This window comes from Streptomyces bacillaris (assembly GCF_003268675.1).
GTDB classification, from domain to species: Bacteria; Actinomycetota; Actinomycetes; order Streptomycetales; family Streptomycetaceae; genus Streptomyces; species Streptomyces bacillaris.
The window spans coordinates 5,995,599-6,015,436 of the sequence record NZ_CP029378.1 but is presented as its reverse complement, the minus strand read 5'-3'; the positions used below and the strand labels follow the sequence as shown (position 1 = coordinate 6,015,436).

The window sequence follows — 19,838 nt, the reverse complement described above, 5'->3', positions numbered from 1 at the left end:
TCGCCTGGCACGGGCTTCGCCGCTCGATGAAGCCCGCGCACGGGACGCCTAAGGGACGCGTACGGAACCGCCCGGCCTCCCCCGTCAGCCCAGCGCCGCCACCCGGTCGCGGTAGCCCCGTACGGCGGCCGCGTCCCGGTACGGCTCCAGGCTGCGCTCGAAGGCGCGTACGTACTCGGTGGCACGGACCGAGCGCATCTCGGCGGCCTGCTGGGCGGCCTCGGCCCCCAGCTGGCAGGCCTGCTCCAGCTCACCGAGGCCCAGCCGGGCGGAGGCGAGCACCACCCGGCAGAGCAGCCGACTGCGGGCGTACGCCGGAGCGCGGAGCTGGAGCGAGCGCTCGGCGTGCTGGGCGGCGGCCCGGTACTGCTGGAGGTCGCGGTGGCAGTGGCCCAGCTCGTGGGCGAGCTGGGCCTCGTCGAAGGGGCGGGCCCACGGCGGCGCCTCGTCCCCGGGCCGGGCCGTCTCCAGAGCGTGCTCGGCCCGGGTCAGGGCGGCGGTGCAGGCCCGCGCCTCGCCGAGGATCGCGTGGCCGCGCGCCTCCACCGAGTGCAGCAGGGCCTGGACGAGGGGCGGGGCGGCGGAGCCGATGCCCTGCTGGGCGACGCGGGCGAGCTGGACCGCCTCCCTGCCGTGGCCGAGGTGGACGGCCTGGCGGCTCATGGTGATCAGGACGTACGCCCCGTACCCCCGGTCCCCGGCGGCCTGGGCGAGCCGCAGGGCCTGGACGAAGTACCGCTGGGCGAGACCGTGGGCGGCGATGTCGAACGAGGTCCAGCCGGCCAGCCGGGTAAGGTCCGCGACGGCGGCGAAGAGGCGGCGCCCGGTGGCTTCGCCGTAGCTCCCGCGGAGCATCGGCTCGGCCTCGTGCTCCAGATACCGCACGAGGGCCTGGCGGGCGTGGCCGCCGCCGTAGGCGTGGTCGAGCGTACGGAACAGCTCCCCGACCGAGCGCAGGGCGGAGACGTCACCGGTGCCGACCCGCAGGCCGGGCCCGCGCTCGGTCTGCCGCTGGCGCGGGACCGCGGGGAGCGTCTCCGTACCGGAAGAGGCACCGGAGCCGGCCGGACCTCCGCCGGGCAGACCGCCGAGGAGCCCGCCCGGCGTGCCGGTGGACACCCCGCCGTGCAGGGCGCCCGTTCCGGATCGGGCGCCCGCCCCGGACGGGTCCGCCGCGGACGGACGGCCTCCGGTCGGCACGGGGTGGCCACCTGTCTGGCCGGAGTGGCCGACGGACGTGGCGGGGCGGCCACCGGGGCGTACGGGCCCGCCGGGCCGGGGCGCGCCGCGGAGGTCGGTGCGCGACCCCCCGTCCGTACGCCCGGGCGCATCCGGGCGGCCGGGCGACGGACCACCGGCTCCCCCGGCACCCGGCCTGCGATGCGGGGCGGGCGGCCGGTCCGCACCGCCGTCGCGGGCCACCCACTCGTCGGCGCGGCCGATCAGCCAGTCGCGGCTGGGGACGACGAGCCCGGCCGGGGTGAAGGCGATCTTCCGCAGTTCCGTGTGCGAACCGGAGTCCTTGCGCCAGAGGCCGCTGACGATGTCGACGGCCTCGCTGGGCGTGGCCGCGAACTCCAGCCCCGCGTAAACGGGCGCGCAGGCGTCGAGGCCGAGGTCCTGGGCGGAGAGCCGCCGCCCGAGGCGCCGGGTGAAGACCTCGGCGATCAGGGCGGGGGTGGTGCCGCGCGGCTGCTGTCCCCGCAGCCAGCGGGTGACCGAGGTCTTGTCGTACCGCAGGTCCAGTCCGTGTTCGAGGCCGAGCTGATCGACCCGGCGGGCGAGGCCCGCATGGGAGAACCCGGCTTCCGCGATGAGTGAGGCGAGGCGGCGGTTGGGCGTGCGCTGCGGGGGTCGTTCCGACATCAGCTGTACGGTCTCCTGCCTTCGGGGGCCGGGACAGCCCCTGGGGAACGGCGCGAATTTAGCGTCCGCCGGGGCGGCCGGTGACACCCTTTGCTCCACGTTCATCCGATCGTGTGAGGATTGCGAACCGAGCTGACGGCGGCGCCCGGATGGTGATCCGCCACCGATCGACGACCACTCTCCAGCCGATCCACGACCGATCCGCGGCTGTCCCCCGCCGGCCCGCCCCTCGCCCTGCCGGTGGGCCGACCGGGTGACGGTCGTACAGTGGTTGCGGGCGCGACCAGTGCAGGGTGCCGTCATCCCGGGGACACCCCTCCGGGCACGCGGCGTCCGACGTAGGGAGGCATCTGTCGTGAGCGAGCTGCGGTTCGTCCGTCTGGGCTTCGGTCCGGAGGCGGTCGAGTACCAGGAGGCATGGCAGAAGCAGCGTGAGGTGCATGCCGCCCGGTTCGAGGACCTGGTGCCGGACACCTGCCTGCTCCTGGAGCATCCGCCGGTCTACACGGCGGGGCGGCGCACGGCCGACAGCGAACGTCCGCTGGACGGCACCCCGGTCATCGATGTGGACCGGGGCGGGAAGATCACCTGGCACGGCCCGGGGCAGCTCGTCGGCTACCCGATCCAGAAGCTGCCGCGCCCGGTCGACGTCGTCGCGCACGTCCGCCGCCTGGAGGAGGCGCTGATCCGTACGGCCGCCGACTTCGGGGTGGAGACCTCGCGGGTGGAGGGCCGCAGCGGTGTCTGGGTGCTGGGCGACCCGGTCGAGCAGCGCCAGGCGCTCGGCGGGCTCTCGCTCGACTTCGACCCGCGACTCCAGGACGAGGAGTTCGACCCGCGGCTGAACGGCCCGGAGTACGCCCCGTCCAACGCGGGCCAGCGCCGCGAGGACCGCAAGCTGGCGGCGATCGGGATCCGGGTGGCCAAGGGCGTCACGATGCACGGCTTCGCGCTCAACGTGAACCCGGACAACACCTGGTTCGACCGGATCGTGCCGTGCGGCATCCGGGACGCGGGGGTCACCTCACTCTCGAACGAGCTGGGCCGGGAGATCACCATCGAGGAGGTGCTGCCGGTCGCCGAGAAGCACTTGCGGGACATCCTGGAGAACGCGGATCTGGCACCCCGCGTGATCGAGCGGGCGGCCGAGCAGGCCCCCGCGCCCGCGTAGTCCCCGCCGGAACCCCGCGTGGTGGCTACCGGTGGGTCTACCCGCCAGTAGACCGGCCGGGGGAATAGGCCCCGTCGGCCGCAGGTTGGCCAGACGTAAGGCCGTTTGATTTACGGGCGTACCCTGGTGTTCGCCGAAGAATCCAATGCGAATCCAATGCAGCGAAAGCAAAGGGGAGCCGGAGTGTCCGCTGTCGCACCCGACGGGCGCAAGATGCTGCGCTTGGAGGTCCGGAACAGCCAGACCCCCATCGAGCGCAAGCCCGAGTGGATCAAAACGCGGGCGAAGATGGGCCCCGAGTACAAGCAGCTGCAGAATCTCGTGAAGGGCGAGGGGCTGCACACGGTCTGCCAGGAGGCGGGCTGCCCCAACATCTTCGAGTGCTGGGAGGACCGCGAGGCCACGTTCCTCATCGGTGGCGACCAGTGCACGCGGCGCTGTGACTTCTGCCAGATCGACACGGGCAAGCCGCAGGCGCTGGACCGTGACGAGCCCCGCCGGGTCGGCGAGTCGGTCGTCACGATGGACCTGAACTACGCCACCATCACCGGCGTCGCCCGCGACGACTTGGAGGACGGCGGTGCCTGGCTGTACGCGGAGACCGTGCGCCAGATCCACACGCTGACCGCGGAGCGGGAGGCGGGCGCGACCAAGGTCGAGCTGCTGATCCCCGACTTCAACGCGGAGCCCGAGCAGCTGGCCGAGGTCTTCTCCTCGCGCCCCGAGGTGCTCGCGCACAACGTGGAGACGGTGCCGCGCATCTTCAAGCGCATCCGCCCCGGTTTCCGCTACGAGCGGTCGCTGGAGGTCATCACGCGGGCCCGCGAGGCCGGTCTGGTGACCAAGTCGAACCTGATCCTCGGCATGGGCGAGACCCGCGAGGAGGTCAGCGAGGCGCTCCAGGACCTGTACGACGCGGGTTGCGAGCTCATCACGATTACGCAGTACCTGCGGCCCACCGTGCGCCACCACCCGGTCGAGCGCTGGGTGAAGCCGATGGAGTTCGTCGAGCTGAAGGACGAGGCCGACGCGATCGGGTACTCCGGCGTGATGTCGGGGCCGCTGGTGCGTTCCTCGTACCGCGCGGGCCGGCTCTTCCAGCAGGCGATGGAGGCCCGCGGCGCGGCCGCCGGGGCCGTGCCGACGACCCTCCCCACGGCCCAGGCCGTCTGAGTGTCCGCAGCACCTGGCCGTGTGAGTCCGCTCACCCGGACTACCGGTCGGTAACCGCAGGATCGAAGCGGCCCGTACGCTCCCCGCAGGTGAGGGACGCGTATGGGCCGCTTCGGCGTGCGGGGCACCGGAATGAAGGGTTCATTGGTGTTTGACCGACCGGTCACGCGCTGGTAACACCGAGCAGTGACCCTAGGTACATGTACGGCGGCAGCTCCCGCGGCCGCCGCCACGGTCCCCGTACCGAGGTCCCCGTACTCAGTCCGCGCCGACCCGTGTCCCGGGTGGCGCACCCGCTCCGAGGGGGAGACACCATGCAGGCCGCACCGGTCCGCGCCCACGCCCTTCCGTCCGTCACCACCGCCCTGCGCGCCGTCGAGTCGCTGCTGCTGAGCGGCGGCCAGCGCACCGCCCGCCGCAACGCCTGGACGGCCGTCCTGGAGGACCGCCGCCGGGCCAAGGACCGGGTGGAGGCCGAGTACGTCCTGGACGCGGTGGCCGACCACCGTTCCTAGGTCGCTTCCTCGCCACGTAAACTTCGATACATGGCGAGGAAGGCAAAAACTGAAGGCGCGGACAGCGCCGAGAACGCGGGGCGGCTCAAGCAGATCGCCCTGACCTACAAGATGACCAGGCGGACCGACAGCAAGATCGGTCTTGTCATCGCGGGTGTCGGAATCGCCACCTTCGGTGTCCTCCTCGGTATCGGCTTCGCGATCGGGCACCCGGTCTACCTGGGCATCCTGGGCTTCGTCCTGGCCGTCCTCGCGATGGCGATCGTCTTCGGGCGACGGGCCGAGCGGGCGGCCTTCGGCCAGATGGAGGGCCAGCCCGGCGCGGCGGCCGCCGTCCTGGACCGGATCGGCCGCGGCTGGACCACGACCCCCGCGGTGGCGATGAACCGCAGCCAGGACGTCGTGCACCGGTCGGTCGGCAAGGCCGGCATCGTCCTGGTCGCCGAGGGCAACCCGAACCGGGTGAAGGGCCTGCTGGCGGCTGAGAAGAAGAAGATGGCCCGCATCGTGGTGGACGTCCCGGTCCACGACATCATCGTCGGCAACGGCGAGGGCCAGGTGCCGCTGAAGAAGGTCCGCACCAAGATGCTGAAGCTCCCCCGCGTCCTGACCGGCCCGCAGGTGACCACCACCAACGACCGGCTGCGCGCGATGGGCGACCTGATGAGCAACATGCCGCTGCCTAAGGGCCCGATGCCCAAGGGCATGCGGATGCCGCGCGGCGGAAAGATGCGCTGACACCGGACGTACGCGCGCCGGAAACGCAGCGGCCCCGGACCGAGGAAGGTCCGGGGCCGCGCTGCGTGCCGCGGATGTTCGTGCGGGCCACATCGCCTGCTGCTGGGGGCTGCGTCCGTACGTGAACGGCAGGGCTGCATCCACACCTGTACGACAAGGGCGCATCCGCACCTGCCCGGGCGGAGCACATGCGTACCCGTACGAGCACGAGCAGAGCTACATGCGTACCTGTACGGGCGGAGCTACATCCGCACCTGTACGGCGCGGCCGAGCCGGTCGTGCAGTCCGCGCCCGTCCCGGTCCCAGACGAGGGCGGGGATGACGAGCAGGAGCAGCACGGTCCGTACGACCACGCGGCCGAAGCCGAGGCGGCCGCCGTCCTCGGAGACCACGCGCAGCCCCAGGAGGCGCTTGCCGGGGGTGCAGCCGATGGTGCCGACGGTGAGGGCGCTCATCAGGAGGAAGACGCCGAGCGCCCAGTTCCCCGCCGCCTGCTGGTCACCGCGAGCGAGCAGCCCGTATGCGATCACCATGCAGAGCGACCAGTCGATGAAGATCGCCCCGAAACGACGGCCGATCGGCGCGATGGCCCCCGGCCCCTCCTCGGGCAGCCCGAGCCGCTTGCCGCGGTAGCCGAAGTCGGCGCCCATCTCTTCGGCGGCCGCGCGGGGCCCCGAGAGCCACGATCCGATTGCTTGCCTGTTGTCCACCCGACCACGGTACTGCGCCCCCGTTCACACCCGGCCGGGCGGGGCAGGGAAAGAACCGTGCGGGGAGCGGCGCTGAGATGCCGGTCACCCCCGGCGCGGTTAACTTGAGCGAAACAAATGGGTCATGCTTGAGAAACCACGTCTGCCTATGGTCGGGTCCAGCGTGTGCCACCCGCACTGGCCGCTCAACGAGCTACAACCCCGTCCCTCCTGGGCCGGGAGTAGGAGGAGTTGGATGTTCCGGAACGCCGACGAAGTGCAGAAGTACGTAGCGGACAACGACGTCAAGTTCATCGATGTCCGGTTCTGCGACCTGCCCGGGGTGATGCAGCACTTCACGATCCCGGCGGCGACGTTCGACCCGGCCGAGGAGCTGGCCTTCGACGGTTCGTCGATCCGCGGTTTCCAGGCCATCCACGAGTCGGACATGGCGCTGCGCGCGGACCTGTCGACGGCTCGGGTGGACCCGTTCCGCCGCGACAAGACGATCAACATCAACTTCTTCATCCACGACCCGATCACGGGCGAGCAGTACAGCCGTGACCCGCGCAACATCGCCAAGAAGGCCGAGGCGTACCTGGCCTCGACCGGCATCGCGGACACCGCGTACTTCGGCCCGGAGGCCGAGTTCTACGTCTTCGACAACGTCCGCTTCCAGACGTCGGCGAACGAGAGCTTCTACCACATCGACTCCGAGGCCGGCGCCTGGAACACCGGTGCGGTCGAGAACAACCGGGGTTACAAGGTCCGCTACAAGGGCGGCTACTTCCCGGCCCCGCCGGTCGACCACTTCGCCGACCTGCGCGCCGAGATCTCCCTGGAGCTGGACAAGAACGGCCTCCAGGTCGAGCGCCAGCACCACGAGGTCGGCACCGCCGGCCAGGCCGAGATCAACTACAAGTTCAACACGCTGCTCGCCGCGGCCGACGACCTGATGCTCTTCAAGTACATCGTGAAGAACGTCGCCTGGCGCAACGGCAAGACCGCGACCTTCATGCCGAAGCCGATCTTCGGTGACAACGGCTCGGGCATGCACGTCCACCAGTCGCTGTGGCAGGGCGGCTCGCCGCTCTTCTACGACGAGCAGGGCTACGCCGGTCTCTCGGACACCGCGCGCTACTACATCGGCGGCATCCTGAAGCACGCCCCGTCGCTGCTGGCCTTCACCAACCCGACGGTGAACTCGTACCACCGCCTGGTCCCCGGCTTCGAGGCCCCGGTCAACCTGGTGTACTCGCAGCGGAACCGTTCCGCCGCGATGCGCATCCCGATCACCGGCTCGAACCCGAAGGCCAAGCGCGTCGAGTTCCGCGCCCCGGACCCGTCCTCCAACCCGTACCTCGCGTTCTCCGCGCTGCTGATGGCGGGCCTGGACGGCGTGAAGAACAAGATCGAGCCGGCCGAGCCGATCGACAAGGACCTCTACGAGCTGGCTCCCGAGGAGCACGCCAACGTCCAGCAGGTCCCGACCTCCCTCCCGGCCGTGCTCGACGCCCTGGAGGCGGACAACGAGTACCTCCAGGCGGGCGGCGTCTTCACGTCGGACCTGATCGAGACGTGGATCGACTACAAGCGCACGAACGAGATCGCCCCGATCCAGCTGCGCCCGCACCCGCACGAGTTCGAGCTGTACTTCGACCTCTGAGCCGTCCGAACGACGGTGTCGCACACCGAGGGCCGCCATCTCCTCCCGGAGGTGGCGGCCCTCGGCCGTGCCGGGGGTCGGTGCGCAGCAGCGACTCGAAGCGGTCTCCCGGCCCGGCCACGCGAGTTTCCGAGGAGGGAACCGCCTGTCCACGGACGTGGTACGACGGCCGTCACCGCAGCGATTCCAGCCGGTCACGCACCTCGGCGAGATCCATGCCGCCCATCAGCTCGCGCAAGGCCATCACTCGTTCCAGGGCAGCCACCGCATCGGCCTTCCGGCCGGCCATCACCAGAGCATCGGCCTGAAGGTCCAGCGCCCGGTCCTCTTCGATCCACGAGCCCAGCTCGCGGTAGATCAGAACTGCCCGTCCGAACAGCTCGAGCGCCGGCTCCCTGTCCCCCATGGCAAAACGGATCTCGGCCAGGGTGCGCAGCACATCGGCCAAGCCTCTGCGGTCCGTCGTCCCGCGGACCAGGTCGAGCGCCTCGGTGCAGGCGGCGAGGGCCTCGTCGTCCTCACCTCGATCGTGGTGGATCGTCCCCAAGCCGTTCAGCGCCGCGGCCGCCCCCGCTGCATCGGACAGCTCCCGGTACACGCCCAGCGCCGACCGGTGGTCCTGCTCCGCCTCCGCTTCACGCCCCTGCTTACGCCGAGTGATCGCCAGGGTGTGCCGTGACCTCGCGAGGCTCAGCCTGCCTCGGGCACTGCTGTCCTGCTCACTCAGCCGCACCGCCCGGACCAGCTGATTGGCCGCCAGGTCGAACCGGCCCTGGTGCCAGTAGGTCCCCGCGAGCATCCGGTGTGTCATGGCCTGCTCCACCGGTGGCGCCCCGCACTGCTCCGCGGCTTCCCCGGCCAGGGTGAGGAACCGCTGAGCATCCCTCAAACGGCGGCGGCGCCACAGGTAGGTGACCAGTGCCATCGGCAGCAGCCACGTATGGCGTCGGCTGCCGTGTCCGAGCGACAGCTCAATGCCCCGGACGACCTCGTCGTACGAGTCATCGAGCATGGTCAGAGCAGCTTCCAGCCCCTCGGGCCGGTCCACCGTGATGCCCTCCGGTTCGCCGACGGGCAACGACCGCTGACCGTCGAGCCACTGGTCGCAGGCCCAGACCTTCTGGAGCTGGTGTTCCAGAACCTGCCGGACAGTCGCCGCCTCGAAGTCGGCGTTCGCACGGAAAGCCTCGGGAAGCACCCGCTGACGGGCGAACGTCCGCACCAGATCATGCAGGCGATAGCGATCCGACCGCAGCTCCACCAGATTCGCCGTCAGAAGTTCCTCGATCGCCCGGTCGGTATGCAACTCCTCGCCCGCCAGGCCTAGGTCCAACACCGCCGACCAGCTGATCGAGGGTCCTGGATGCACTGCGAGCTGCCAGAGCAGGCAACGCGCCTGCTCGGACAGGGTGTCCACCGAGCAGGCCAGCGCGGCCTTGACGGACAGTTGGGACGGCCGGTGGTCCAGGGCATCGAGCCGCTCCTCCTCCACTTTGAGCTTCTGGTGCAGATGATGGATCGCCGCGAAGGCGTGGCCGTCGAGCCTTCGGGCGGTCACCGAGAGGGCCAAGGGATGGCCTCGGCACAGCTCCACGATGGCCTTGACCTCTCGCGAGGTCTTGCCGCGGTGGGCCTGGGGCATGCGCTCCTCCAACAGCGCGGTGGAGGCCTCGTCGTCCAGCTCCCCCAGGAGCACTTCCTCCACCTGGGGATCGGCTCGAAGCGTCTCCAAGCGGCGCCGGCTGGTGATCAGCACCGCGCCGGCACCCGTACCGGGCAGCAGTGGCAGTACCTGCTGGTCGTCCCATGCGTCATCGAGCACGATGAGCACAGCCCTGTTCGCCAGCACCGACCGTAGCGCCGTGACCTTCTGTGCCAGGCCGACGGGTTTCGTGGGAACCGGGAACTCCGCCAGAAATCCATCGATGACGCTCTCCGGGTCAGCGGGCCTCACCCCCGGCTCCGCGAAGCCTCCGAGTTCCGCGAAGAGCACCCCGTCCGGAAAGATCTGCCGTAGCGCGTGCGCGGCGTGGTTCGCCAGCAGGCTCTTCCCGATTCCGGGCAGTCCGCTGATCACCACCACGGTGGGACGGCCTGACTTCTGCCGTCGGCGCACCGTCTCCACCACCTGATGGAGTTCCGCTTCCCGGCCCAGCGCAGGGCGCCCAAGGGGAGGCAGCTGATCGGGCACGTGCGCCAGGGTAGGGATACGCGCGCTGGGCGCCTTCCCGTGCAGTCGGTCGATGACGGCTTGCAGCTTGTCGTCCGGCTGCAGGAACCGCTTGGTCCATCGCCTGATCGCTCTCTCCAGTTTCGACGGCGACAGCGTGCCTCCATGTTGCATGAGGTAGAACCGGAACAGCCAGGATTCCTCCGGGAGGTCGTGGTACAGGCGCTTCGACTCGACATGCAGCCACTCGTCCAGGCCGGCCCGCAGCGCGACTTCGAACTGAGCCTGCAGCGCCTCCATCCGCTCCCGATGCAGCTCCTCTCGGCGGACTGCCGCCCACGGGTCCTCCAGGCCACTCAACGGCACCAGACCGCGTGGCCACTGCGTCAGCGCGGCGGAGATGGCCTCGAACTTCTCTTTCCCCGACAGCGTTTCCGCGCTTCGCAGCGAATCCCGAAAGCGGTAGAGGTCGATCTGTTCCCTCGGCAGGCGAAGGGAACAGACTCCCGAGTCCGTGGTCAGGAATTCCTTGTTCCGCAGGGCACTCCGCAAGTCCGACATCACTCGGTCGAGGCGGTTGCGCACAAACGGCGATCCAGGCCAGAGACAGTCGAACACCTCAGACACAGGGCAGCGGCCCCCCTCCGAGGTGACCAGCAGGGCGAACAGGGCGGCCGACTTCTTGGTTCCCGTAACCGTCGGGCCATCGCTCGAACCCGTCGGCCCGACGGTGACGACCCCGAGCACCCGTCCCTCCACGTCCGCTCCCCTCCGCTTTCACGGTGACCTCCTGGGGCCACTGCGCCGACACCACAGAGATCTGTGCGTATCCGGACATCGCTTTACACCAACGCACTACTTCACGCCCCCTCAGATCCGACTCAGAGATTCCTCAGTTCCGCTCCCGTCCGGGTGCCGCCCCGCTGGGCACCATGGCGTCAGTCGCTCGCCGAACAGGGCGGTGATGAACCGGAGAACTGCCAGAACGAGGAAGGACAAGAGCATGAGCAACCGTCTGCCCGGGCGCCGGGGAGGACGTGCCAAGCGGGCTTCCGGCGGCTTCCCGACGGGCATCAAGCGTCGGACCCGCGGGAAGGAACTGCCGTCGACATCGGCAACCCCGTCCGACACCACCCCGGACAACCCGTCGCCGTCCGAGGTCTGAGATCAGCGGCGCGGTCCGTATCAGGTGCCCCTCCATAGGAGGGGCACCCCCGGGAGGACCCTTCGCCCTTCCTACCGCTGCGGCCCGCCGAGTTCACAGGCCGCAACGGGATACCCCTGCGTGGCACGCGTTACCACTCAACGACATTTCTGCCGTCAGGCGGACAGCAAGAGAGGACTGTGCCTTGACCATGGCCAACACCAGCAGCGTGTTCGCTGCCGTATCACGGCGTTTCGACGACCCCGGGACGACGGAGGCGATCCGGCTGACCGTCGTCACGGACAGTACGACGCCCCTTGTGCTGACACCTGGCCAAGCACGGGAGGCCCTCTACGGCCCGGATCGCGACCCCACCCTCGTCACCCCGATCTGGCAGGCGGTCGTGCGGGCCGCGGCGGCGGAACACGGGCCCGCCGGGATGGGGCGGCTGCTGCTGGTCTGGCTGGCTCTGCCCAGGCTGAACGGCACCGCCGCCCGCATCAGCCGCCGATTGCGCGCCGATCGGGCCGATCTGGAGGCGGAGATGGTTCTGGCCCTGCTGGAAGGCCTGCAGGGCTGCGAGCAGCCGCCGGCCGACTCGGTGGACGGTCTGCTGAAGGCGGTATGCAGCCGGGCGTGGCGCCTCGCCCGGTCCGGAGCTCGTGAATTCGCCGACGACACGCTGGAGCGTCTCTCCGACAGCCGCGGCGTACCGTGCGACGGGCCACAGATCACCGAACGGGTCCGGCCGCGACAGGTCGAAGTCACCCGGCACGAGCAGGTTGGCGGGCTCCGGGCCCACTTGCGCTTCACCGTGTCTCCCGAGAGCGTGGGCCGACGGGCCTTGGCCGCGCTCACGGAGTCAGCCGAAGGGAGGGGGGCCGGCTGCCGGCGGCGCGACACGGGTCGCAGGCGGCAGGCCGCCGACGGTCCCCGCAGCCGCGGGGCGGGGCACCGATGAGCGCGGGCAGGCACGTCCCGCTGAGCTTCGTGGAAGCATTCGACCTTCCGGTCACCGTGGACGTGCCGACCGCCGCTCGGGCTCTGGGCATCTGCCCGACCACCGCGTACCGACTGGCCCGCAGAGGTGATTTTCCTTGCAAGATCCTGCGGATCGGCAACCGGTACAGGGTGCCCACCATCGAGCTGATGCGCGCCATCGGTGTGGATGAGCGCGCCGTTTACACGCTGGACCACGGTGCCTGACGCTTCGGGCCACTCGCTCACCCTGCACCTGGTCTTCCCGTCAGGGTGGTTCGCTCAGTGACTGGCAAGCCACCTTCACCAGCCGGCACTGGTGACACCTTCGTCTCCCTGACCCCGGGCACCGAGGGCCGCCCCTTCCTCCCGGAGGTGGCGGCCCTCGGCCGTGCCCGCGAACGCCGTGCGGTCAGCCCCGCCCGCCTTCAGCCCAGAAGTCCCGGGCCTTGTGCAGGAGCTTCCGGGCGCCCTCGCCGCGGAGGGCCGCATCGCCGAGCCGACCGAACGCCTTCCGGTAGAGAGCGAGTTCGGCGGGCTCGGTCACCTTCACCCCCGAGGAGACCAGCTCTACGTGGACCTCGTCGCCGTGCCGGCTGAAGGCGTGGACGGGGCACATGCCCACCGGCGCCGAGGCGGGGATGATGCCGAGGTCGAGTGAGGGCAGGTCGAGGTCACGGAGGATCCGGTCGATCTGCTCGGCCATGACCTCGGCCCCGCCGACGTTCGTGTACAGGGCCTGTTCCCCGAGGACGACGTCGTAACGGTGCTCACCGTCGTACAGCACCCGCTGCCGCTCCATCCGCTTGGCCACCCCGGCGGGCACGTCGTCCGGGACCCCCAGGAAGTCGACGACCCGCCCCAGGATCACGGTGGCGTACGCGTCCGTCTGGAGCGTCCCCCCAGACCATGTCCGGCACATACGCCAGGCCTTCGGACGTCTGCTGGTACCAGCGGATCACTTCGTCCTGGACGGCTTCGGCGCCTGCGGACAGGCGCTCCTGCCATGGCACGGAACTGGTCACTGCGTCCACGTCTCCCTCGTCCCGAGTCGGCCGGGTCGGCGTGCCCGTCGCGCTCCCGGTGCTGCGCCCGGGTGCGGCTACCGCTTCTTGGTCTTCCTCTTCTGCGGGGGCGTCCACTCGCCCCGGTGCAACTGGCACCGGGAGTAGCCGATCATCGCCGGATTCCGGCACGGCTTGCCGGTCTTCGTCTTCAGCGATCCGCACGTGACCTGCTTGCCCATGGAGCCTCCCGAGCCGTCCGCCGGTCCACTGAGAGCATCGTCGGGGACAGGCGCGTCCCACGTCCGTCGCCCCTGTGCGTTTCGGCTGGTTCCAGACCTTGGGCGACCGGAAGCCGACTCGGCCTCAGCGCAGCGAGGGCCGCGCGCGCCCCGCCCAGTACTCGTCCGCCGTGATGCCCAGCAGGACCACGTCGTGGTAGGTGCCCGCGAAGAACTCGTGCTGGCGCAGGCGGCCTTCCTCCACGAAGCCGAGGGAGCGGTAGAGGGCCAGGGAGGCGTCGTTGAAGGCGTAGACCTCCACCTCGCACTTGTGGCTGCGCTGTTCGGCGAACATGTAGGTGAGGACCAGTTCGGTGGCCTCGGACGCGTAGCCCTGGCGGCGGTGTTCGCGGGTGACCTCGATGCCCGTACGGAAACGGCCGGCGCGGGCGTCCGTCTCGCCGACCGTCACCGCGCCGACGAAGGCGTGCTCGAAGCGGGTCTCGATGACCAGGCGGTACGTGGCCGGGTTCGGGGGGCGGCCGGCGCGTTCGGCGGTCCAGGCGCGGAAGCTCTCGTCGGAGCGCGGGGGCTCGACCACGTCGGCGTTGCGGGCGTCGACGGTGTGCAGGGCCAGGGCCCGGAAGCCCTCCCAGTCGTCGGGTTCGATGCCGCGCAGGCGTACCTTCTCGCCGGTCCACAGGTCGCTCATCGCGCTCCCCCCGGCTGGGGGCGACGGGTGGTGGCGGGGGCGCCCCTGTACGTGATCGCCTCGATCGTCATCCGGTCACAGTAGAGGCAACCGGTACGGCGTTCGATGCCTTTTCGGGGGCGTGCCCCCTCCGACCCGCCATGCGGCAGCCCAGGCAGCCGGGGTGGCCCCGGCGGGCCGAGCGGTCCCGTACCTTCCAGGACCACTCGCTCTCCGGGCGCGGGCCGCTCGGCTTGCCCCAGCCCGCCAGGTGGAGGAGCCAGGTCAGCAGCGCCGCGCCGAGGGTGAGGCCGGTGCCGGCGAGGGCGATGGGGAGGGAGACCGCCGCCACGGCCACCCCCAGGACCGTGCAACCCACGACCGCCGTCGCGGTGCCCGTCCAGCCGGCGACCGTGTGGCCCATGGGGTCATCACCCGGCTCGAACGCGCCGGGTACGCCCGCAGGCAGAGCGACCCGGCCGACCGCAGGCGGGTACGGGTGGTCGCCGACGAGACCGCCGCCGCCCGGCTCTTCGAGGTGTACGGGCCCAACTACCAGCGGTTCGCCGCCCTGTTCGCCGACTACTCCCCCGACGAGATCGCCGTGCTCTCCGACTGGTTCACCCGCGCCACCGAGATCATGAGCACCTCTCTGGACGAGGTGCGGGGCGGGAGCACGGAGGGGTCGTAGGGCCCCGGGAGGGGGCAGCGGGCATGGCTGTGCCCGGCGGAACGGCTTCCGTTCCGCCGGGCACAGTACGTCAGTGGGTGGTGGTGGCGGTCGGGTCAGCGGCCGTAGCGGATCAGGGCGCGGACCATGCGGCAGGTGGTGTCGGACGGCGGGTGCATGCCCAGGCGCTCGGCGGTGGTCCGTATCTTGTGGTTGCCCGCGCTGGCCGGCTGGTAGACCCCGCTGTCGAGCAGGGCGATCGCCAGGCGCATGGCCTTCAGGCGGCGATTGTGCGAGACGTACCACTCGCGGGGGCGGCCCGCGGGCAGGCGCTTCTTCGCCGGCGGGGTGGGCAGGGGCGGGCGGAAGGGCATCGGGAGCTGTCGGTCGAGCGGCTCGGTGGTGGCTGCGGCAACGGCCATCGGCATCCTCCTGGCAGGGTGGTGGAACCCTCACGAACTCCCTCCATTTTACTGCCCACCACTGACAATCGCCCCTGGCCAGAGGCGTTTTCGGGGCTTCCTCGCGTAACCTTGGCCCCATGGAGATCTGGATCAATCCGGCCTGTTCCAAGTGCCGCAGCGCACTCACTCTGCTCGACGCCGAGGGGGCGGACTACACCGTCCGGCGCTACCTGGAGGACGTGCCCTCGCCCGAGGAGATCCGGACCGTCCTGGACCGGCTCGGCCTGGAGCCGTGGGACATCACGCGGACGCAGGAGGCCGTGGCCAAGGAGCTGGGGCTCAAGGAGTGGGCGCGGGACTCCGGTTCGCGGGAGCGGTGGATCGCCGCCCTGTCCGAGCACCCCAAGTTGATCCAGCGGCCCATCATCACCGCCGACGACGGCACCGCCGTGGTGGCGCGGAGCGAGGACGCCGTACGGGACGCGCTGGGGCGGTAGCCCGGGGGCCGATGGCCAGGGGGCGTAGCTGAGGAGGCGGTAGCCGGAGGTGGCGGCCAGGGGGGCCGTAGCCGGGGGGTGGCCAAGGGAGGGGGCCAAGGGGGCCGTAGCTGCCGGGCGCTCGCGGAGTCGGCCGTTCCTGCTGGGCCGTGCCCCGGGGGCCCGCGCGGCCGTCGTCGTCAGGCCCCCGTCGCCCTGCCGCCCCGTCACCCCGCCTGCCGCTCCGCCTCCGCCAGCAGCTCCGTCAGCCGGAGGCCGAAGCGGGCGTCGCAGGCGTGCGGCACCCCCGTACGTACCGCTTCCGCCAGCGCGTCCACCGCGCCCCGGAGCGCCGGCTGCGCGCCGTCCCACCCCGGGATCTCGGCCGTCCCGTGCTCGCCCCGCAGTTCGATGCCCATGCCCGCCGCGGCCGGCGGGGCGCTCAGGCCCAGGGCCACCGTGCTGGAGGCGCCGGAACCGTGGCGCAGGATCAGGTGGGTGGTGTCGGCCGGGCCCCGCCTCGCCGTCAGCTCCGTGACCTCACCGAGCACCGGGATCAGCACCGACAGCGCGTGCGGGCCGACGTCCCACAGGCCGCCCTTCTCCCGCCGCCACGGCGAGTCGGCGTACTCGCTGGCCGAGCCCGCCGCGTAGAGCGAGCCCAGCCACTGCGCGCGGGCGGTGAACCAGCCGCCCACCGCCGTCTGTTCCGCGATCCACGCCGCGGTCTCGGGCGCGAAACGGAGCGTGCAGAAGACCACCGAGGCCACCTCCGCCCTTGCCACCGCCTCCGCGACCGCCCGCGCTCCCTCGACCGTCGTGGCGACCGGCTTGTCCATCAGGACGTGGCACCCCGCCTTCGCCGCCCGGACCGCGAGCGGAGCCTGTACGTCCGGCGGCAGCGCGAAGGCCACCGCGTCGCTCGCCTCCAGCAGCGCGTCGATCCCCGCCTCCCCCGCGTACGCCCGGGTCCCGTGCGCGGTCGCGAGAGCCTCCGCCGCCTCGGCCCTGCGGCCCCACACCCCGGTCAGTACGGCGTCGGGGTGGGCCGCGAGGGCGGGGGCATGGGTGTTGCGCGCCCAGGGGCCCGCGCCGAGGAGGCCGATCCGGAGAGGGGATGCGGCGGCGGGAGTGGTGGAAGCAGCCGGGGATGTCGTCATGGAGTCAGTGTGCCCGGTGCCGGAATACGGTGGCCAAAGCCTGCCCCGGCCCGCTACGTTTCCCGGGCCGGCCGCGGGACTTCGGCTGCGACTTCCGGGACGTGCCTCTGAAGCGATGATTTCGTTGTTCGCGCCTCCATTCCCCGGCCGGCAGCTGCGTCCACCCGGGGGAAGACCATGAATACGTCCGAGAGCCTCGCCGATCTCGTCGCCGCCGAGGACGTCCTGCTCTTCGTGAACGCCGCGATCACCGCCACCGGACAGCGCGAGTTCCGCTCAGGTGTTTCGGGCGCCATGGACCAGCAGCTTTCGCTGGATTTCCTGCACACCTACGTACGGGTCAATTACCGCCGTGTCTACGCCGCTTCCCTCGCCCTGGACATCAACGACCACAACGCCGCCCGTATCGTCCTCGGGCTCCTGGAGAGCGCGGGCGAGGCCGGCGCAGAGGAGCGGCGCGTCGAGGGCCGGCTGATCGCCGCCCGGCTGGCGGTGCTCCCGCCTCAGCGCGTGTACCGCCTCTTCGGTGCCGTTCGCCGGGCCGGGATCAACAACCGGCGTACCCGGGCGATCATGCGGGACTGGCTGGCGGCCCGGCCGGATCTGGGGCACGACGCGGTGAAGTACCGCAGTGGCGTGAAAACGGCCGCCCTTCATGTTCATCTGCGCTGCCCGCCGGGGGCCGAGCCGCTTGCCGAGGTCGGGGCGTTCCTGTTCCGGCCGGGGAAGCTGCCGCGGTACGCGCATCCGCTGCTGGACGCCTGGCGGCGCGCGCACTACGAGCAGGGGGCCGTGGCCGAGCTGCCGTTCACCGTCGCGGAGGGGTTCGCGGCCCGGCACGGGATGAAGCGTGCCGTCTTCCTGGAGCGGGCGGCGCCCCGGATGACCCGGCTGGAGCGGCTGCGTACCCAGGAGCAGCGGGCGGTGGAGGGCCTGGGGCCCGATGCCGACCTCGCCGTGATGCCGCTGACCCGGCTGGCGCTGTACGTCCTCGCGCTCCCCTTCGAGCAGCGCGTCGCCCGTCGTGCCGAGCTGACCGGTGCCCTGCGTACGGCGGCCCGACGTGCCGCGGGCGGCCATGCCGGGAGCTGGGGGCGGGTGCACGCGGTGCTGGACGACAGCTTCTCCTCGTCCGGGTCGGGGCAGAAGCGGCGGCGGCCCCTTGCCGTGGCCCTGGCCTGCCATTACCTGCTGGAGGCGCTGGCCGCCCCGGGCGCGTACCGGGGGCTGTGGACCTCGGGCCGGGGCGACGCCCTGCTCGTACGCCCTTGGGGGCCGACCCCGCTCGGGATGCGCATCCTGGACGCGCTGGAGCCCGGGCCGGGTGGAGGGGAACCGGACGGGTCGGGTGGCGGGAAGCAGGACGGGCCGGTCGGCGCCGGGCCTGGCGGTACAGAGCCGGGCGGTACGGAGCCGGACGGGCCCAGCAGCGCGGCCCTGGACGGGCCGGTGGGCTCGGAGCCGGACGGACCCGGCGGCGCGGACCCGGACGGGCCAGTGGGCACGACGCCGGACAGGCCCGACAGCACCGACCCGGACGGGCCCCGCAGCACCGCACCCGACCGGCTGGTGATCGTCTCCGACGGGTGGGACAACGCTCCGGCCGGGCTGGCGGGTGAGGTGCTGCGGGTGTGGCGGCAGCGGCTGGACCCGGGGCGGCGGACGGCCGTGGTGCACCTCAACCCCGTATACGACGCCGGGGGATTCGACGTACGGCGGCTGGCGGCGGGGGTTCCGACGGCCGGGATCCGGGACGCGGAGGATCTGCCCGCGCTGGTGGAGATCGCCCGGTTCGCGGAGGGGCGGACCGGGGCGGCGGAGCTGTACGCCTATCTGGACCGGCGGGTGGCGCGGTTCACCGGAGAGGGAGACGGCTCGTGAACCGTCTGGAGCTGACCGGGCTCACCGCCCGGCCCTCGCAGGTCTGGGGCGGTGTCCGGCTCGTGCCGCTCGTCCGTGGGGAGCCGGTCGCCGGGCTCCGGCTGCACCGGGAGGTGTACGAGCGGCTCGGTGCGGGGGTCGTCGAGCTCGGGCCCCGTACGCACTACGTCTCGTACATCCCCCACGGGCTCGTCGCCGACTGGTCCGGCGACGGCGACGGTAACCGCGAGGGCGCAGGCGTACGGGACGGGGGCGGGCAGTCGGCCGCGTACGGGACCCAGCTCGGCGGGCGGGAGGCGCCGCGCACCGTCCGGCTGCCCCGGCTCGCCCACCACCGCATGGCCAAGCGGCGTCCCGGCGACCGGCTGCGGTTCCTGCCGCTGCACCTGGCCCTGGAGGGGTATCTCGCGCTGCACTTCGGCGGGCCGTCGACCGCCTGGGAGGAGTGGTCGCGCCAGGCCCTGCGCGACGGGCTCTCGCCGCGCGCGGAGGACGCGTACCTCGGGTGGTCGGTGCGCGGGCTCGGGGACGCGCTGCGGGTCTTCGAGATCCACCCGGGCCAGTGCGGGGTGATGGTGTACGTCTCCGACGCGCTCGCCGGCGCCTTCGTGGTGCCGCACCCGGAGGACTACCGGCTGCTGCACGCCTCGCTGGTGGAGGACCTGTACGGGGAGCTGGTGCACCAGTACGGGCTGTACGGGGCCCCGGTGGCGGAGTTCGGGGCACGTATCCGGGGCGAGGAGCACATCCGCACGCTCGCCGGTCTCCGGGCGGCGGCGCGGGGGCAGGAACGGGCGTGGGAGGAGGCGCACGACGGACTGTTCGCGCGGGAGCTGCTGAACACCTCGTACGGCTTCGAGCGGGCGTACCGGATGGGGTCGTTCACCCTGTGGCGGTTCCTGCCCCCGTTCGTCCGGGAAGGGAGCGGTCAGCACATCGGGGAGACGATCACCGACCACAAGGGGCAGGTCGCCTACCTCAAGACGTTCCGGCTCTCCGACGCCCAGGTCCGGCGCGGCCATCTGCTCCACACCCTGGCCGGCGCGGAGTGGGAGCTGTCCCGGGCCGCCGGGGCGCTCGGGACGAGCCGCGAGGAGCTGGTGCGGCGCATCCGGGCGGCCGGATTCTCCCAGCTCCTCAAGGGCAATGTGTGAGCAGGGGAAGATGACGGGGAGCAGTGTGGGACGAGAGCCCACAAGGTGCCCTTTTTAACGCAGGAAT

Annotated in this window: 19 protein-coding genes and 1 pseudogene; 11 read left to right on the top strand and 9 right to left on the bottom strand. The window is 71.5% G+C overall.

Annotated elements, in window-relative coordinates:
- Positions 1 to 84: 84 nt before the first annotated feature.
- Complete coding sequence (locus DJ476_RS26120) at positions 85 to 1,866, bottom strand: regulator (protein ID WP_112491706.1); 1,782 nt, start codon at positions 1,864 to 1,866, stop codon at positions 85 to 87.
- 355 nt (positions 1,867 to 2,221) lie between these two features.
- Here DJ476_RS26120 and lipB point away from each other — a divergent pair, with 355 nt between their 5' ends.
- The 4 genes from lipB to DJ476_RS26100 all read left to right on the top strand — a co-directional run bounded on the left by lipB (position 2,222) and on the right by DJ476_RS26100 (position 5,463).
- Entirely contained in the window at positions 2,222 to 3,037 is an 816-nt protein-coding gene (lipB, locus tag DJ476_RS26115; protein ID WP_019764437.1) for a lipoyl(octanoyl) transferase LipB, read from the top strand.
- A 183-nt stretch (positions 3,038 to 3,220) separates the two neighbouring features.
- Complete coding sequence (lipA, locus tag DJ476_RS26110) at positions 3,221 to 4,210, top strand: lipoyl synthase (protein WP_103416234.1); 990 nt, start codon at positions 3,221 to 3,223, stop codon at positions 4,208 to 4,210.
- A 314-nt stretch (positions 4,211 to 4,524) separates the two neighbouring features.
- Positions 4,525 to 4,725: an SCO2195 family GlnR-regulated protein gene (locus DJ476_RS26105; RefSeq protein WP_019764439.1), complete on the top strand. Its 201-nt coding sequence runs from the start codon at positions 4,525 to 4,527 to the stop codon at positions 4,723 to 4,725.
- 30 nt (positions 4,726 to 4,755) lie between these two features.
- Positions 4,756 to 5,463, top strand: a complete 708-nt coding sequence (locus DJ476_RS26100; protein ID WP_019764440.1) for a DUF4191 domain-containing protein — start codon at positions 4,756 to 4,758, stop codon at positions 5,461 to 5,463.
- Between the two features lie 242 nt (positions 5,464 to 5,705).
- Here the strand turns inward: DJ476_RS26100 and DJ476_RS26095 are convergent, their stop codons facing one another.
- Positions 5,706 to 6,113, bottom strand: a complete 408-nt coding sequence (locus tag DJ476_RS26095) for an RDD family protein (RefSeq protein WP_070203270.1) — start codon at positions 6,111 to 6,113, stop codon at positions 5,706 to 5,708.
- 295 nt (positions 6,114 to 6,408) lie between these two features.
- On the opposite strand from DJ476_RS26095, the gene glnA reads away from it, so the two are divergent.
- Complete coding sequence (gene glnA / locus DJ476_RS26090; RefSeq protein ID WP_019764442.1) at positions 6,409 to 7,818, top strand: type I glutamate--ammonia ligase; 1,410 nt, start codon at positions 6,409 to 6,411, stop codon at positions 7,816 to 7,818.
- Between the two features lie 172 nt (positions 7,819 to 7,990).
- Here glnA and DJ476_RS26085 read toward each other — a convergent pair whose 3' ends face one another.
- Entirely contained in the window at positions 7,991 to 10,747 is a 2,757-nt protein-coding gene (locus DJ476_RS26085; protein WP_162638792.1) for an AfsR/SARP family transcriptional regulator, read from the bottom strand.
- Positions 10,748 to 11,343: 596 nt separating this feature from the next.
- Between DJ476_RS26085 and DJ476_RS26080 the strand changes: the two genes are divergently transcribed.
- Entirely contained in the window at positions 11,344 to 12,093 is a 750-nt protein-coding gene (locus DJ476_RS26080) for a hypothetical protein (RefSeq protein ID WP_112491704.1), read from the top strand.
- Positions 12,094 to 12,122: 29 nt separating this feature from the next.
- Positions 12,123 to 12,338: a helix-turn-helix domain-containing protein gene (locus tag DJ476_RS26075; protein WP_308435368.1), complete on the top strand. Its 216-nt coding sequence runs from the start codon at positions 12,123 to 12,125 to the stop codon at positions 12,336 to 12,338.
- A gap of 184 nt (positions 12,339 to 12,522) precedes the next feature.
- On the opposite strand, the gene DJ476_RS26070 is transcribed toward DJ476_RS26075, so the two are convergent.
- The 4 genes from DJ476_RS26070 to DJ476_RS26060 form a co-directional block, all read right to left on the bottom strand.
- Positions 12,523 to 13,032 carry a DUF5753 domain-containing protein gene (locus DJ476_RS26070; protein WP_241565401.1) on the bottom strand — a complete coding sequence of 170 codons (510 nt, stop codon included), beginning with the start codon at positions 13,030 to 13,032 and terminating at the stop codon, positions 12,523 to 12,525.
- Between the two features lie 180 nt (positions 13,033 to 13,212).
- Positions 13,213 to 13,356, bottom strand: coding sequence for an HGGxSTG domain-containing protein (locus DJ476_RS34995; protein ID WP_164497256.1), 144 nt, complete (start codon positions 13,354 to 13,356; stop codon positions 13,213 to 13,215).
- A 124-nt stretch (positions 13,357 to 13,480) separates the two neighbouring features.
- Positions 13,481 to 14,047, bottom strand: a complete 567-nt coding sequence (locus DJ476_RS26065) for a GNAT family N-acetyltransferase (RefSeq protein WP_112491703.1) — start codon at positions 14,045 to 14,047, stop codon at positions 13,481 to 13,483.
- 67 nt (positions 14,048 to 14,114) lie between these two features.
- Positions 14,115 to 14,450 (bottom strand): HGxxPAAW family protein, encoded by a 336-nt coding sequence (locus tag DJ476_RS26060; protein ID WP_112492628.1) that lies wholly within the window; start codon positions 14,448 to 14,450, stop codon positions 14,115 to 14,117.
- Between DJ476_RS26060 and DJ476_RS26055 the strand changes: the two are divergent.
- Positions 14,451 to 14,717, top strand: a pseudogene (locus DJ476_RS26055) (MarR family winged helix-turn-helix transcriptional regulator); the annotation flags it as partial.
- 95 nt (positions 14,718 to 14,812) lie between these two features.
- Here DJ476_RS26055 and DJ476_RS26050 read toward each other — a convergent pair.
- Entirely contained in the window at positions 14,813 to 15,118 is a 306-nt protein-coding gene (locus DJ476_RS26050; protein ID WP_018486745.1) for a hypothetical protein, read from the bottom strand.
- A 119-nt stretch (positions 15,119 to 15,237) separates the two neighbouring features.
- Between DJ476_RS26050 and DJ476_RS26045 the strand changes: the two genes are divergently transcribed.
- Entirely contained in the window at positions 15,238 to 15,597 is a 360-nt protein-coding gene (locus DJ476_RS26045) for an arsenate reductase family protein (protein WP_070203275.1), read from the top strand.
- Positions 15,598 to 15,803: 206 nt separating this feature from the next.
- Here the strand turns inward: DJ476_RS26045 and DJ476_RS26040 are convergent, their stop codons facing one another.
- Positions 15,804 to 16,736, bottom strand: a complete 933-nt coding sequence (locus DJ476_RS26040; protein ID WP_112491702.1) for a Gfo/Idh/MocA family protein — start codon at positions 16,734 to 16,736, stop codon at positions 15,804 to 15,806.
- A 177-nt stretch (positions 16,737 to 16,913) separates the two neighbouring features.
- On the opposite strand from DJ476_RS26040, the gene DJ476_RS26035 reads away from it, so the two are divergent.
- Together DJ476_RS26035 and DJ476_RS26030 are read left to right on the top strand one after the other, a co-directional pair.
- Positions 16,914 to 18,617 (top strand): hypothetical protein, encoded by a 1,704-nt coding sequence (locus DJ476_RS26035; RefSeq protein WP_112491701.1) that lies wholly within the window; start codon positions 16,914 to 16,916, stop codon positions 18,615 to 18,617.
- Complete coding sequence (locus tag DJ476_RS26030) at positions 18,614 to 19,771, top strand: ARPP-2 domain-containing protein (RefSeq protein ID WP_112491700.1); 1,158 nt, start codon at positions 18,614 to 18,616, stop codon at positions 19,769 to 19,771. Before DJ476_RS26035 ends, DJ476_RS26030 begins: the two co-directional genes overlap by 4 nt.
- Positions 19,772 to 19,838: the final 67 nt, after the last annotated feature.

Bases quoted from the DNA above. Each gene is read 5' to 3' on its own strand.
- DJ476_RS26050 (WP_018486745.1), bottom strand. From the start codon at position 15,118: ATGGCCGTTGCCGCAGCCACCACCGAGCCGCTCGACCGACAGCTCCCG.
- DJ476_RS26080 (WP_112491704.1), top strand. From the start codon at position 11,344: ATGGCCAACACCAGCAGCGTGTTCGCTGCCGTATCACGGCGTTTCGAC.
- glnA (WP_019764442.1), top strand. From the start codon at position 6,409: ATGTTCCGGAACGCCGACGAAGTGCAGAAGTACGTAGCGGACAACGAC.
- DJ476_RS26120 (WP_112491706.1), bottom strand. From the start codon at position 1,866: ATGTCGGAACGACCCCCGCAGCGCACGCCCAACCGCCGCCTCGCCTCA.
- DJ476_RS26045 (WP_070203275.1), top strand. From the start codon at position 15,238: ATGGAGATCTGGATCAATCCGGCCTGTTCCAAGTGCCGCAGCGCACTC.
- DJ476_RS26040 (WP_112491702.1), bottom strand. From the start codon at position 16,736: ATGACGACATCCCCGGCTGCTTCCACCACTCCCGCCGCCGCATCCCCT.
- DJ476_RS26060 (WP_112492628.1), bottom strand. From the start codon at position 14,450: ATGGGCCACACGGTCGCCGGCTGGACGGGCACCGCGACGGCGGTCGTG.
- DJ476_RS26070 (WP_241565401.1), bottom strand. From the start codon at position 13,032: ATGTGCCGGACATGGTCTGGGGGGACGCTCCAGACGGACGCGTACGCC.
- DJ476_RS26100 (WP_019764440.1), top strand. From the start codon at position 4,756: ATGGCGAGGAAGGCAAAAACTGAAGGCGCGGACAGCGCCGAGAACGCG.
- DJ476_RS26095 (WP_070203270.1), bottom strand. From the start codon at position 6,113: ATGGGCGCCGACTTCGGCTACCGCGGCAAGCGGCTCGGGCTGCCCGAG.
- DJ476_RS26105 (WP_019764439.1), top strand. From the start codon at position 4,525: ATGCAGGCCGCACCGGTCCGCGCCCACGCCCTTCCGTCCGTCACCACC.
- DJ476_RS34995 (WP_164497256.1), bottom strand. From the start codon at position 13,356: ATGGGCAAGCAGGTCACGTGCGGATCGCTGAAGACGAAGACCGGCAAG.
- DJ476_RS26065 (WP_112491703.1), bottom strand. From the start codon at position 14,047: ATGAGCGACCTGTGGACCGGCGAGAAGGTACGCCTGCGCGGCATCGAA.
- DJ476_RS26035 (WP_112491701.1), top strand. From the start codon at position 16,914: ATGAATACGTCCGAGAGCCTCGCCGATCTCGTCGCCGCCGAGGACGTC.